Origin of the sequence: Acetanaerobacterium elongatum (genome assembly GCF_900103835.1) — a bacterium.
GTDB lineage: Bacteria > Bacillota > Clostridia > Oscillospirales > Ruminococcaceae > Acetanaerobacterium > Acetanaerobacterium elongatum.
The window spans coordinates 18,299-31,287 of sequence record NZ_FNID01000034.1 but is presented as its reverse complement, the minus strand read 5'-3'; the positions used below and the strand labels follow the sequence as shown (position 1 = coordinate 31,287).

The 12,989-nt window shown below is 53.8% G+C and carries 16 protein-coding genes; 13 read left to right on the top strand and 3 right to left on the bottom strand.

The features are described from left to right. Window positions 1-581: 581 nt before the first annotated feature. The 3 genes from BLR50_RS11570 to BLR50_RS14340 form a co-directional block, all read right to left on the bottom strand. Window positions 582-1,295, bottom strand: a complete 714-nt coding sequence (locus tag BLR50_RS11570; RefSeq protein ID WP_205408698.1) for a TMEM165/GDT1 family protein — start codon at window positions 1,293-1,295, stop codon at window positions 582-584. A gap of 252 nt (window positions 1,296-1,547) precedes the next feature. Then, entirely contained in the window at window positions 1,548-1,850 is a 303-nt protein-coding gene (locus BLR50_RS11565) for a hypothetical protein (RefSeq protein ID WP_092642368.1), read from the bottom strand. Window positions 1,851-2,148: 298 nt separating this feature from the next. Continuing rightward, a complete protein-coding gene (locus BLR50_RS14340) occupies window positions 2,149-3,174 on the bottom strand; it encodes a hypothetical protein (RefSeq protein WP_143008107.1) in 1,026 nt (341 codons plus the stop codon). A 178-nt stretch (window positions 3,175-3,352) separates the two neighbouring features. Here BLR50_RS14340 and BLR50_RS11560 point away from each other — a divergent pair, with 178 nt between their 5' ends. The 13 genes from BLR50_RS11560 (at window position 3,353) to BLR50_RS11500 (ending at window position 12,967) form a co-directional block, all read left to right on the top strand. Next, a complete protein-coding gene (locus BLR50_RS11560; RefSeq protein WP_242871756.1) occupies window positions 3,353-3,871 on the top strand; it encodes a terminase small subunit in 519 nt (172 codons plus the stop codon). A gap of 385 nt (window positions 3,872-4,256) precedes the next feature. Next, a complete protein-coding gene (locus tag BLR50_RS11555) occupies window positions 4,257-5,474 on the top strand; it encodes a PBSX family phage terminase large subunit (RefSeq protein WP_092642380.1) in 1,218 nt (405 codons plus the stop codon). A 374-nt stretch (window positions 5,475-5,848) separates the two neighbouring features. Continuing rightward, window positions 5,849-7,018: a phage portal protein gene (locus BLR50_RS11550; RefSeq protein WP_242871755.1), complete on the top strand. Its 1,170-nt coding sequence runs from the start codon at window positions 5,849-5,851 to the stop codon at window positions 7,016-7,018. A gap of 37 nt (window positions 7,019-7,055) precedes the next feature. Beyond that, window positions 7,056-7,982 carry a hypothetical protein gene (locus tag BLR50_RS11545; RefSeq protein WP_092642366.1) on the top strand — a complete coding sequence of 309 codons (927 nt, stop codon included), beginning with the start codon at window positions 7,056-7,058 and terminating at the stop codon, window positions 7,980-7,982. Window positions 7,983-8,066: 84 nt separating this feature from the next. Continuing rightward, window positions 8,067-8,411 carry a hypothetical protein gene (locus BLR50_RS11540; protein WP_092642363.1) on the top strand — a complete coding sequence of 115 codons (345 nt, stop codon included), beginning with the start codon at window positions 8,067-8,069 and terminating at the stop codon, window positions 8,409-8,411. A 58-nt stretch (window positions 8,412-8,469) separates the two neighbouring features. Continuing rightward, window positions 8,470-9,483 carry a phage major capsid protein gene (locus tag BLR50_RS11535; RefSeq protein ID WP_092642360.1) on the top strand — a complete coding sequence of 338 codons (1,014 nt, stop codon included), beginning with the start codon at window positions 8,470-8,472 and terminating at the stop codon, window positions 9,481-9,483. Window positions 9,484-9,551: 68 nt separating this feature from the next. Continuing rightward, window positions 9,552-9,917 carry a hypothetical protein gene (locus BLR50_RS11530; protein WP_092642356.1) on the top strand — a complete coding sequence of 122 codons (366 nt, stop codon included), beginning with the start codon at window positions 9,552-9,554 and terminating at the stop codon, window positions 9,915-9,917. Window positions 9,918-9,948: 31 nt separating this feature from the next. After that, a complete protein-coding gene (locus BLR50_RS11525) occupies window positions 9,949-10,290 on the top strand; it encodes a hypothetical protein (RefSeq protein WP_205408697.1) in 342 nt (113 codons plus the stop codon). Then, window positions 10,277-10,771, top strand: a complete 495-nt coding sequence (locus BLR50_RS11520) for a hypothetical protein (protein WP_092642351.1) — start codon at window positions 10,277-10,279, stop codon at window positions 10,769-10,771. Before BLR50_RS11525 ends, BLR50_RS11520 begins: the two co-directional genes overlap by 14 nt. Beyond that, a complete protein-coding gene (locus BLR50_RS11515; protein ID WP_092642348.1) occupies window positions 10,768-11,826 on the top strand; it encodes a phage tail sheath C-terminal domain-containing protein in 1,059 nt (352 codons plus the stop codon). Before BLR50_RS11520 ends, BLR50_RS11515 begins: the two co-directional genes overlap by 4 nt. Window positions 11,827-11,847: 21 nt before the next feature. After that, complete coding sequence (locus tag BLR50_RS11510; protein ID WP_092642345.1) at window positions 11,848-12,234, top strand: hypothetical protein; 387 nt, start codon at window positions 11,848-11,850, stop codon at window positions 12,232-12,234. 18 nt (window positions 12,235-12,252) lie between these two features. After that, entirely contained in the window at window positions 12,253-12,633 is a 381-nt protein-coding gene (locus tag BLR50_RS11505) for a hypothetical protein (protein ID WP_092642341.1), read from the top strand. Beyond that, entirely contained in the window at window positions 12,626-12,967 is a 342-nt protein-coding gene (locus BLR50_RS11500; protein WP_092642338.1) for a hypothetical protein, read from the top strand. Before BLR50_RS11505 ends, BLR50_RS11500 begins: the two co-directional genes overlap by 8 nt. Window positions 12,968-12,989 lie beyond the last annotated feature (22 nt).

Here is a 12,989-nt window from a genome sequence, read left to right as displayed (position 1 = left end):
TGCGGGAGGGGGTTGGGGGTGGGCGAGTAGCAGCTAGAGATTAGTTATTAGTAGAGAATACCACCGGCATGGGGGCGTTTGCCAGTAACCCAGCAAAAAACCGCGGACGCGCAATGCGCGCCCCTACAATCAAGGTATTTAGCAGTCGGGTTGACCATGGGACATCGAGGACGCCGTCCCCTACGAGATGACAGAAATCAGAGGGCAGAAAGGTACGCGGAAAAAAAGAATTCTGTCTTCTGTCCTATCCTCTCTGCCTTCTCAACTTGCCTGGGCAGACACATGGGTTCACCCTGTACAGTGAAGGGGGTACACGTTCGGGGGCGCCAGCCCCCGAACAGTTTTCCCCCTCCCGCATAATGGAATTCTGGACAATATGAGCTCAAGATGCGGGAGGGGGTTGGGGGTGGGCGAGTAGCAGCTAGAGATTAGTTATGAGTAGAGAATACCCCCGGCATGGGCGCGTTTGCCAGTAACCCAGCAAAAAACCGCGGACGCGCAATACGCGCCCCTACATCACCACCGCGTGGCTGATAGAATTCCGCGGGACGTCGAGGACGCCGTCCCTTGTGTGTTATTTATTACTCGGCAGTGTTGACAGTCTCTGCCTTTTGGGCTGCATGATCCTTTTTAATGATGAAGTAAGCGGCAAAACCGGTGGCAACGGCTAAAACAGCGAGGATAAGCAGGGTGATGGGGATGGAAAGACCGAGCGCATCGCGGGCAGCCTGATAGCTTCCGATAAAGCCGAACAGGATAAACGCAGCCGCGGAAACAAGCTTAACCGTTCTTTCGGGTATCCTCTTGCACAGTACAACGCCGATAATAATGCCGATACCGTCGGCAATCAGCATACCGGTGGTGGTGCCCATCAGGATACCGACGGGGGCAGCGGGGAACTTGGTGGCGATGGCAATGGTCGCAAGCTGTGTTTTATCGCCCATTTCGGCAATAAAGAACGCGATGCCTACGGTGAGAATCGGCCCGAACCGCGAGGGCTTTTGATCCTCGCCGTCCAGCTTGTCGCCACGGATGGTCCACAGCCCGAAGAAGATGAACGAAACGGCAGCGATTACCTGAATCCAGATTTGAATCGACTGAAAGCGGGTGATGAAATTGCCAACCGCCACGGCCAGCGCGTGGTTTAAAACGGTTGCGATAAAAACGCCAAGCATCACCTTGGACGCCTTATACTTGGTGGCAAACGCCATTGCCAAAAGCTGCGTTTTGTCGCCCATTTCAGCCAAGACAACCGCGCCAACCGAGAAGAGAAATGCAGGCAGCATAGAACCCATTTTGAACAACCTCTCATAGATATTTGAAAAAGGGAAATAAAAAAGACCCTTAGCGTATCCGCATGACAGCGAACACGCTAAAAGTCTCGTTACCTGAAAGGCTACAAAGCCAGGCTTTTGGGCCAGTATGTTGACTTTGTATGAAAACTACTCCCTTTTAACTTTGACAATAATAACATGTAGGGCAGGGAATTGTCAACCATCAATAAAAGGGAATGGGCAGAAATACGCCATATTTACCTAATGGGATTATCAAGGAATAAAATGCTCCTTGATTTTGCCGTAGAGCTCTTTCGCTTTTGAATTATCAAATAGGCTGTTGACACCATAGGGATTATTGCCGACCAGCAGTTCGCCGTTTGACAGAAGCTGTATTGAAACGACATCCTTTTCTGAATACATGTTAAGCATGATGTGGGAGACCTTATCAACGGGATAGGTTGGAACTGTGGAGGAAAAGGACAGCTTCTTTCGGTAGGTATAATCGTCTAGTATGTTTAGGAATTCATCAATTTTAGATTGTTCGGTAATCGGTGCGGCCTGTTTCTCTTCCAAAGAACCTTCGCTATCAATGATGGATATGCGTGTTATGTTATTTGGTAGTATATTATTCAATTTCACTGGCAGAGAATAAACAATGTAAGTTGATAGAACAAGTACCAATATAATGATTGGTATGAAGTAATAATAAACTCTATGTTTTTTCATTCCAAGCTCCAAGTCCTATCTTTAGGATTTAGCATCTAATAAAGAATATACGTTTCATATCAACTGAAAAATTTGAAATATAACATTTCCAAGGCTGAAAAAATTTCAACCTTGGAAATGGAATAGATATTAAAGTATCCTATATTTAAGGATTAACAGAACTAAATGACTGGAAAGCATTCAATTTGAAAGATGAAACGGTTTCTTTCCAAACCTCAATACCGCCACCGAACCTGTAGCTATAAGCCATTTCATCTAAATTATAATAGTTATCTCCACAATAATAGCATGTATCTGCATTTGCAAAATGCTCAAGTTGACCAGGCGTAATAGTTAAATATCTAAAATATTGGGAACCAGTATCACTTATAGCTCTGCATGAAAAGCTATCTGCATAAACTGGTGATTCAATGTAAGTGTATCTTCTTGTTTTGGTTTCACAAGAGCTAACCTGTGTTTGAATAGAAGTAGAAGTTGGGTATGATTCAAATAAAGAACCAAATATATCCTGCAATGTAAGGAGTACTCCAATTTGTGATGATGCAGAAGAACTACCAAGAGAACGAACTATGAATGTTTGAAGAGTTTTTGCGGCAACAGCAGAAATCTTACCTGTTAATTGACTTATATTATAGTAAGAACTTTGAGCAGTCGCTGTATACACATAATCTTTATATCGTGCACCATTATAGCCAGTATAAATTGCTCCGTTTGAATTAGAGGTATTTCTAGTAGGAACATAAAGTTGAGCATCAATAGATTCCCAGTCTAGTGATAATGCCATTTGATTTGTTTGTAGAAGATCTTCTCTTAGCTTACCTTGAATTGAATATGCACTAATAATTGAATTAACCGCTGCTGTCGATTTAACATTAACATTGATTTCTTCGGCTTCAAGGAACATAGAATTATTGATTTTAATTAATTTTCTATTAGGATTTGCATCAAAATAAAAAATATCATTATTCTGCTTAGCAATTTTTTGTGATGAAGAATTGTTGAATGCTCTAAGCCCGTTTGAATTATTAGCGGAAGTTGAATAAGAGCCATCATTATTACTGAAAACATATATGGCAGTACTAACTGTAGTATCTGCATATGTAGTCGGCATACATAACATAATCAGTATAAAAGCAAGAACCACGCTGACAAATTTTTTTATGTTTACCACTCCTGCAACATTTATTTTATATAATTATGCAATATTGTAATTAAAATATCAATACATATTTTACAAAAAAATATAAATATTAATAATTTATGCTGTAGATTAATAAATATTTATATAATCTACAAAAACTATGCAACTAACCGCTTTTCCACCCTATAGGTGAGAGGGAACGGAGGTGGTGAGCATAAAAAATACCGAGAGGAGACCCCTCACAAGGCGCGAGGAGTTCTTTTGCTGGCATTACGCCGCGACGCAGAACGCAAGGGAGGCCGCAGTAAAAGCGGGGTTTAACCCGTTGTTGGCGGAGCGCTCGGCGGTAAGGCTACTTAAAAGAGCGGAGGTTTGTGCGCGCATCGGGGAGCTGACGCAGCGGAAGGGCAGCACCAAGGATGTGTGTAAGGGGTTGGAGCGGTTGGCATTCGGCAGCGTTGCGGACGCGGTTGCGCTGCTGCTCGCCGAGGATTCGGGCACGCTAAACCCCGAGAAGCTTGACCTCTTTTCGATTGCCGAAATTAAGAAGCCCAAGGGCGGCGGGTTTGAGATTAAGTTTTACGACCGTCTGAAGGCGTTGGAGGCGCTGGCATCCTTGGAGAGCGAACGGCAGGCCGACGGCGCGGCACCGTTTTATGCGGCGATTGAAAAAGGGGTGTGCGCGCTGAAACAGGCCGCGGCGGAGGATGAAGATGAATTGCAGTGAACTGGGGCTAAAGATTACGGGCAGTTACTGAGGTGATTTTCACGGGCGAAATCCGCCGGCGAATTTTCGCCTATCGTCCCTAAATCTCTAGCGTTTCAAGGAGTATTTGTAGGGAACGGTCTTGACCGTTCCGCGGTATGGTAGGGTTAAAACGCGAATTTCGCGTCAGTCAATCGCTCACCTAAGGTTTTAATGTAGGGGCGATTATCAATCGCCCGCAGGTTCAGACGTAATCACAGGTCATACCGCGGGAACGCAATGCGCTCCCCTACAAGGAACGGTTCGTATACGGATGTCTGGCATTGTGCAAACCAATCAATAATATGAGGAGAAAGGAGTTGAGTGCTTGAAAGCGGAGTTTGCGCCTTTTTCTAAGAAGCAGCTGATGGCGCTTTCGTGGTGGTGCAGGGGCAGCCCGCATGAGGGGAAGGATGCACTCATCTGCGATGGCGCGGTGAGAAGCGGCAAAACCCTGTGCATGTCACTTTCGTTTGTGGCGTGGGCGTTCTATGCGTTTTCGAACCGAAGCTTTGCCCTGTGCGGCAAGACGGTGACCTCGCTGCGGCGCAATGTTGTGGTGCCGCTGCTGGGGGTTTTAAAGGAGCTGGGCTTTCACTGTGAGGAGCGGGTGAGCAAGAATTATATCGACATCACCCTTGCGGGAAGGGGCAACCGGTTCTACCTGTTCGGCGGAAAGGATGAGTCCTCCGCGGCGCTGATACAGGGTATGACCTTGGGCGGGGTGCTGTTTGACGAGGTGGCGCTGATGCCTCGCTCGTTTGTGGAGCAGGCGCTGGCGCGGTGCTCGGTGGCAGGCTCGAAATATTTTTTTAACTGCAACCCCGAGCATCCGCACCACTGGTTTTACTTAGAGTGGATAAAAAAGGCCAGAGAGAAGAACGCGCTGCTCCTCCACTTTGAGATGAGCGACAACCCCTCGCTTGCGCTGGGTATTGTGGCGCGCTACCAGTCGCTCTACTCCGGCGTATTCTACGAGCGGTTTGTAAAGGGGCGCTGGGTGGCGGCGCAGGGGCTGGTGTACCCGATGTTTGAGGCGGGCGTGCATCTGCGTCAGGCGCCTGAAAGGTGCGAGCGGTACTATATCTCCTGCGATTACGGCACGGTGAACCCGTCGTCGTTCGGGCTGTGGGGGCTTGCGCAGGGGTGCTGGCACCGGCTGCGGGAGTATTACTTTGATTCGCGGCGCGAGGGCTTTCAGAAAACCGATGAGGAGCACTATTTATCACTGGAGGAGCTGGCGGGAGGTTGCCTTATCAGCGGTGTGGTGGTAGACCCTTCGGCGGCAAGCTTTATCGAGACCATCAGGCGGCACGGAAGATTCAGCGTGCTAAAGGCGAAGAACGACGTGCTTAACGGGATAAGGAGGGTGTGCGATGCCTTGAAAGCGCGTGAGATTCTGTTTGACCCATCGTGTAAGGACAGCATCCGCGAATTTGCTCTTTACCGGTGGGAGGAGGGAACCGGTCGGGATGCCCCGGTTAAGGAGAACGACCACGCGATGGACGATATACGCTATTTTGTGAGTACCGTGCTAGAGGGCGGGGAGGACGACTTCTTTGTAACCAGCGCCGTGAGAACATAGGTTCGCACAATTAACCATAACTGGGTTTAAAGCAAGGCAGAACGATCCTGACCGTTTTACAAAGAGATATTGCTTAAAAACTTTATAGGGGCGTGCATCCGTGGTTGTATCCAAACCGCATCTACTCCGCGGGCGATTGCGTAGGCGATTTTCGCGTACGAAATTCGCCTATCGCCCCTGCAACCAAAGCTTTGTCGGGCGGGTAAACCTGCGGGGTGCCGAGAACGTTGCCCCTTGCATGGTTTTGCTCATAGGAAACATGGGAGTTACGTTGCAAGGGTGGGGTATTCCCGCTCGCCGAGATTCTATTGGGCATGGGTAAAAGAGCGGAACGGTCAAGACCGTTCCCTACCTATCATAAAGGAGGTGAAAACTTGGGATTACTGAAAAAGCGTAAGGCACAGGGAGAAAAGGAAGGGTATTCGGTGGTGCAGACGGCAAGGGGCAGCGCTATAAGCTTTGGGGCGCTGAGCAATTATGTGCCGCTCTCTGCCCCCGAAAACGCGCTGTATGACGCGATACGCGAGGCGGTGCCGGTGGTGGATGCGGCGCTTGAAAAGATTGTGCGGCTGGTGGGCACCTTTGCGCCCAGCTGCGGCAACAGCACCGCCGACCGGCTGCTGGAGCGGTTTTTTGACACTGTTCCCGTCGCGGGTGGAGGCAACGGCATTCAGCTGTTTGTGGCGTCGTTTTTAAACTCGCTGCTGTGCTACGGCAATGCGGCGGGAGAGATGGTGCTTAGCGGCTCGCGAGACCGCATCGCCCTGCTGTATAACGCACCGCTTGAGAATTTGGAGATATTGCAGAACAGTCAAACGCTGCGTACCGAGCTTTGCGTGCGGGAGGGTGTTACCCCAAGGCCGGTTGCCCACCCCGAGCTGATACTGCACGCGGCATTAAACCCCAAATGCGGCGAGGTGCGCGGAACATCGCTACTTCACAGCCTGCCGTTTGTGTGCTCGGTGCTGCTGAAGATTTACAACAGCATCGGGCAGAACTTCGAGCGCGTGGGCAACCTGCGGTTTGCGGTAACCTACAAGCCCGGCGAGAGTGCACCCGATAAGGCGTACGCCAAGGAGCGCGCCATGCAGATTGCCAAGGAGTGGGCGGACGCCATGAGTACGGGCGGCGGAAGGGTGAAGGACTTTATCGCGGTGGGGGATGTGAGCATTAAGGTGATCGGCGCGGATAATCAGGTGCTGGATACACAGGTGCCGGTGCGCCAGATGCTCGAGCAGATTGTTGCGAAAACCGGCATTCCGCCCTTTATGCTCGGGCTGAGCTGGAGCACCACCGAGCGCATGAGCACCCAGCAGGCGGACATGCTCACCAGCGAGCTGGAAAGCTACCGCAGGCTGGTAACCCCAGCAATCCTGCAGATAGCCAGGATGCATCTGCGCTTAAACGGGTTTGCGTGCGAGCCGGGGATAACCTGGGAGACCATCAACCTGCAGGATACGGTGGAGGAGGCACGCGCACGGCTGCTGCTGGCACAGGCGAAAAAGCTGGAGCGTGAGCTGAAAGGAGTGGAAAAAAACGGATAAGAGGACAGTCACAAAGTCGGCAAGCCCTGAACAGGCTTTGGTAAACGAGAAGGAGCTTGCGCTGATAAACCGCTATGCCCTGAGAGAGCTTACAGGCGGCGAGGTGTTTGTGTTCTCGGTGGTGCTGTGCGATAACGAGATCGACCGCGACAACGAGCGGTTTGATATCTCCGCGCTGCATACGCTGGCGAAGCTTTTCTTGGGCAAGAGCGGCATATTCGACCACAGCCCGAAGGCGGAAAATCAGACGGCACGCATCTTTGCGTGTGAAGTAATCAGTGACGACACTCGAATGACGGCGGCGGGGGAAGCATATCACGCACTCAAGGCGCGCGCTTATATGCTGCGCAGTGAGAAGAACGCTGCGCTGATAGCCGAGATTGAGGCGGGGATTAAGAAGGAAGTGAGCGTAGGGTGCGCGGTAAGCGAGGTGCGCTGCTCGGTGTGCGGTAAGAATCAGCGCGAGGGCGCCTGCGGCCACCGCAAAGGGGTACAGGCAGACGGAAAGCGGTGCTGCCATATCCTTTGCAAGCCCACCGACGCGTATGAGTGGTCGTTCGTCGCGGTGCCCTCTCAGCAGGGGGCGGGGGTATCCAAGGCCTATATGGCACAGGAAGGAGGAAGCACAATGGAGCATATTTTAAAAAAGCTGGGGATGGAAGCGCTTTCGGGCAGCGAGGTACTCACGCTAAAGGAGTATATCCAAAGGCTTGAGAAGGAAGCCTCTTGCGGCAGGGCCTACAAGAGCGGGCTTGAAAAGGAGGTGCTGCGCCTTGCTTTTGCCGCCTATCCTAAGGCCAACTGCGAGCTGATCAAGGCCGCGGTGGAGCGCATGGAGCTGGACGAGCTGCGTGAGTTTAAAAGGCTGTTTGACACAGACGAGAAGAACTTTTTAGCCGGTGTGCCGCAGCTTGCAAAAGGCGCCGATACGGCAGGGAGGAGCAATACCGAGTTTAAGATTTGAAGATTTTTTAGGGTAATAAAGCCCAGAAATTTTGTTGGCGCGCTGCTCTGATTTAGGCAGGTGCCGGAAAGGAACGGATAACAGATGAACATCTCTTTTGAAGGGGTAAACGAGCAGAGGGTTACCTTTGCGGCGGCGGAGGGTACGCAGAAGGGAGACCTTGTGATGATGTCCGGCAGCGGTACGGTGGCAAAGGCGACCGACGGCAAGGCGATTGTGGGTGTGGTGAAGACCCTGCGCGGCGGCATCGCGGGCGTGCAGGTAAGCGGCTATGTAAGCCTGCCCTGTGCCGAGACGGTTGCGGTGGGCTATGCCTGCTTAGCGAGCAACGGGGCAAACGCCGTAAAGGCGGGCGGCGCTGCGGGCAGAAGCTGCCTTGTGGTGGAGGCCGGTACCGCAGGCGGCACCATAGGGGTGCTGCTGAGCTAATCTGCCTAGGGCAGATTGCGGCAGCCTAAAATTAAGTTTGGAAAGGATTGGTGTATAGATGGCAAGCTACGATAACATCCGACTGGAAAAGGGTATGTATCAGGTGGCGGGCAAGGGCTTTGGCAGAGTTTTGGAGGAGCTGGACCCGTCGGAGAGCTACAAGAACACCCCGCTGGAGGGGCTGGACGCTTACCAGCGCCAGCTCAAGCGCTTTGACATTAAGGTGAGCGGCTTTGGCAGCGACTGTGTGGAGAAGTTCTTCGCAACCTCTGACAGCTCCGCGCTCTTCCCCGAATATGTGGCGCGCGCCGTGAAGCAGGGCATAAGCGAGGCGAACGTGCTGGATAAAATCATCGCCACCAAGACGATGATCGAGGGGATGGACTACCGCAGCATCACCTCCGGCCCCGGCGCCGACCGCAAGGCGCTTAAGGCGGTGGCCGAGGGGGCGGTGATTCCCGAAACCACCGTTACCACGCAGGAAAACCTGATTAAGCTGCATAAGCGCGGCCGGATGCTGGTGACCTCGTACGAGGCGGTGCGCTTTGCAAAGCTGGACCTGTTTACCGTTACGCTCAGGCAGATCGGCGCGTATATCGCCTCGGCGCAGCTGGACGACGCCGTAAAGGTGCTGACCGACGGCGACGGAAACAACAACGCCATCACCGCCATTAAAACCGGTGTGGCGGGGAACGTAACCTACCAAAGCCTTGTGGCGCTGTGGGAGGCGCTCAACCCCTACGGGCTGAACACGCTGGTGGCCTCACCCGCTGTGATTGCAAAGCTGCTTTGCATCGCCGAGCTGAAGGACGCCATTGCGGGGCTGAATTTTCAGGGCACCGGTAGGATGGTTACCCCGCTGGGGGCAAGCATTGTAAAGGCCCAGGCGGCGGGCGGCAGCATCATCGGGCTGGACAAGGGCTTTGCGCTGGAGATGGTGTGCGCGGGAGACGTGAACATCGATTACGACAAGCTCATCGACCGCCAGCTGGAGCGTGCGGCGATAACCAGCATCGCGGGCTTTGCGAAGATCTTTGCCGAGGCCTCTAAGAAGCTGGAGCTTGCGGCCTAACGAATATACCGCACCCGTCTGCCACAAGCGGCGGGCGGGTGCAGTTTTAACAGAAGGGGGCGCTCGGAATGCAGACAGAGGAGATTTTGCGGCAGTTTGCGCTGCTTGCGGGGCTTACGCCAAAGGAAGCACAGAACTATCAGGCTCTTGCGGAGCTAATACAGACCGAAACGGCAGGCAGAGTAAGGCCGAACACCAACCTTGCGGCAAACGCGCAGCGGCTGAATATGCTGTGCGCCGCAGGCCTTTGCTGCCGTTATGTGCTGCTGAAAAGCGCGCAGGGCGGCGGCTCGGTAACGCTGGGGGATGTTTCGGTGCACTCCGCCCCGCAGCAGGAGGCAGAGGCCGCTCGAAGGCTGCTGCAGGAGTATGCCGCTGCGTGCGCGGATATTCTTGCAGACGACGGCTTTGTTTTTGAACAGGTAAAGGTTTAAAAAGGAATTTTCAAAGGGGATGGCAATATCAATGAACCTATCTCAGTTTTTTAGCCGCTACGGCAGGCAGGCGGCCATAACCCTTGCAGACGGCGGCAGTAAAACGGTTTTTGCTGTTATTATGCCGCTGCGGTATAAAAACCGGCTGTATGAGGAGGGCGAGTATACCCCCGCAGGGCATATAGACGGTGCGCACGCGCGGTTTATCTCGCAGTATATCGGCGAAGCGGTGGCGCCCGGCTGCACGGTAACGGCATCGGGGCAGCAATACACGGTAAAAACGTGGGAGACGCTGTACCTTGGCGAGCAGCCGGCGTTTATCCGGGCGGTGCTGCGGCCGGAGGGAGGAGATAACGGCAGTGGGGTTTTTTGATGAATTCAAGGCGAAGCTGGTGAGCTGCTTGCAAGCGTCTGCGGCTCTCTGCGGTGTAGCCGTATTGGAGGAGTACCCGGCCCTGGAACGCGAAAGCCTGTTAAAGCAGCCCTGCCTGTGCGTGGGGCTGTATGAGATTGTAAGCGAGGCGGGCGGCTCGCAGTACTTGGGCACCCAGAGCGGCGGCGAGGACGTTTTCGGCAAAGGGGTAACGGTTACGGTAAGCTTTAAGGTGTATACGCCGCTAAAACAGGGCGGAAGCGCCTGCCACAGGGTGTTTTCCGCCCTGGCCCAATGCCTGCTGCTTGGGCAGAACGCCATCCGCGTGCAGAGTATCAGGTGCAAAGAGGTAAGCTGCGACAGGGCACTGGGCGCGTTTACGCTGACGGCGTATGCACAGATTAAGGCCACCGTTGTAAGCGCAGACGACACGCAGACAGCCATAGAGGAAATAGAGGTAAAAAGGAGGGAAAACGGTTGAGTACGGTTTCATTACAGCGGCCGGGTGTGTTTTCGAGCTATTCGGTAATCGGAACGCTAAGCGGCGCGGGTGCATCTAAGGCCGCCGCGGTGGTGGCGGCCTCCGCAACAGGTGAAAAGCTTACGGTAAAGCAGATAGGCAGATTAAACGACGCGGTGGCGGCGTACGGAACCGCGCAGGCATCCATGCTTACCGCGCTTACAAAGATATTGATTTTAAACGGGGTAAGCGACATCTACTGCATCCCGGTAGGTGCGACTCCGACGGCGAACGACTACGAGAATGCCTTTGCGCTGCTGGGCGGGCTGCAGGGTGTAAGCGGTGTGGTGTGTGATACCGGTGCGCTTGCGGTGCAGCAGGCGCTGGCGGGAAGGCTTACGGCGGACGCGGCGGCAAACAGGGAGCGTATCGGCTTTATGGGGGTGCCCGCCGATAGTGAGCCCGAAGCGGCGGCAAGGGCTGTTAACTGCGAACGCATCTGCCTAACGGCGCCCGCCGTTGCCTTTGAAGGGGGCAGCACGCAGAGTGCGGCGTATCTGGCGGCGGCATACTGCGCGCTGGCGCTGCGTTTGGAAGACCCCGCCGCGAACCTGAACCTTTCACAGGCCGAGGGCAGCTTTACCTTTTTTGCACCCTATAGCGAGGACAGGCTTACCGCGCTGCTGCAGGCGGGGGTGAGTGTGTTTGAGCAGGCCGGCGAGAAGGCGGAGCTCATCCGTGCGCTGACCACCAAAACCAGTGAAAACGGCGTGCAGGATAACTCCTTTCGCGAGCTTTCCACCGTGCGCATCATCGACGACGTGATTGTGGGTATTCGCACGTTGTTAAAAGCGCAGCTGCGGGGCGCGAAGAATACGGCCTCGGCGCGGGACGCCATCCGCACACAGGTGGCGTGCGAATTAAGCCGCAAGCGCTTTTTGGGCATCATCGACAGCTTTGAGCCGCCGGTGGTAACGGTGAAGGAGAACGAGCCGACGGTGTGCGTGGCGGAGGTGGCGTTTGCGGTGGTGTATGGGCTGCACCGCATCGACATTGTGGCGAATGTTACGGTTTAAGACGTTGAGAGGAGTGTTTATATGAGCGGTGCGGGGTTTCCCACCAGCAAGGATATCTACCTTGAGGTAAACGGCAAAAAGCTGGCGGTGGTGGAAAGCTATAAGGCCAAGGCGGTGCGCGAAAGCCGCTATGTGGAGGCATTCGGCGAGCAGGAGCCGGTAGGCACCGTCGCGGGGCGGGTGAGGCATATCATCGAGCTGGGGCGCATCTATGCCACCGACGCGGCGATACGCGACGGGGTGAGCTTTTTTAACCTGACAAGCTTTAATCTGGTGATTGTCAAGCCCGACCGGCGCGTCATCTACAGCGGCTGCGAGTGGTCGGATATCTTAGAGAGCGTTACGGTGGGCGATGTGGTGGCAGAGCGGGTGACGGTGGTGGCCGCCAAGCGGATGGAGCTTATCTAAAGGAAAGGAGAGTTGCTTGTGAGAAGAATTTCCGTGGAAATAGAGGGCGGTACGGCAGAGCTAAACGAGCTTTCGGCACGGCAGGCGCTATTGATGGAGCAGGAGGGGCTTATGCTTGCGGAGGCTCTCTGCGCGCAGGGGATTCCCGCAAACGCCGCCAAAGCGGTGGCTCGCAACGCAGCCCTTTGTGCATACAGCCTGATGGCAGACGGCGAAAGAAGATTTTGCTCGGCGGGGGAGGCGGCAGACGGCTTGAGCCTTTTGCAGCTTGCCGATTTTACCGAGCAGTATCGTCAGGCGTTTATGGCCGATACGCTTAAAACCTTACAGCAGTATGACGAGTGCGGGGTAAACGAGCAGCTTGCGGGGCGGTACCCGGAGGAGGACACCGATGTTTGAGACACTGATACAACAAAACATTGAGGCGGCGGGCATGTTTGCTAAAAACAGGCAAAAGGCCGTTTGCAGGGTAAAGGAGCGGCAGGAACAGAGAACAGACGGGGTTGTGCAGTTTAGACGTGTTGAGGTGCCTGCCGAGCCTTTTGCCGACATTCCGAAAGGGCCCGCGCCTGCGCAGCATGAGCCGGTGATTGCATTTGCGGAGGATTCCGCCGATACGCCGCCAATAAAAGCAGAGAGGAGTGCCCTGCCGCAGATTACGCAGATTGCACAAGCGGCGGCTAAAATGCTTGCGCGCGAGGACAGGCGCTTTGACCGGATGCTTACGCTTTAGTGGGCTGGAAGCAGGAAAGGAA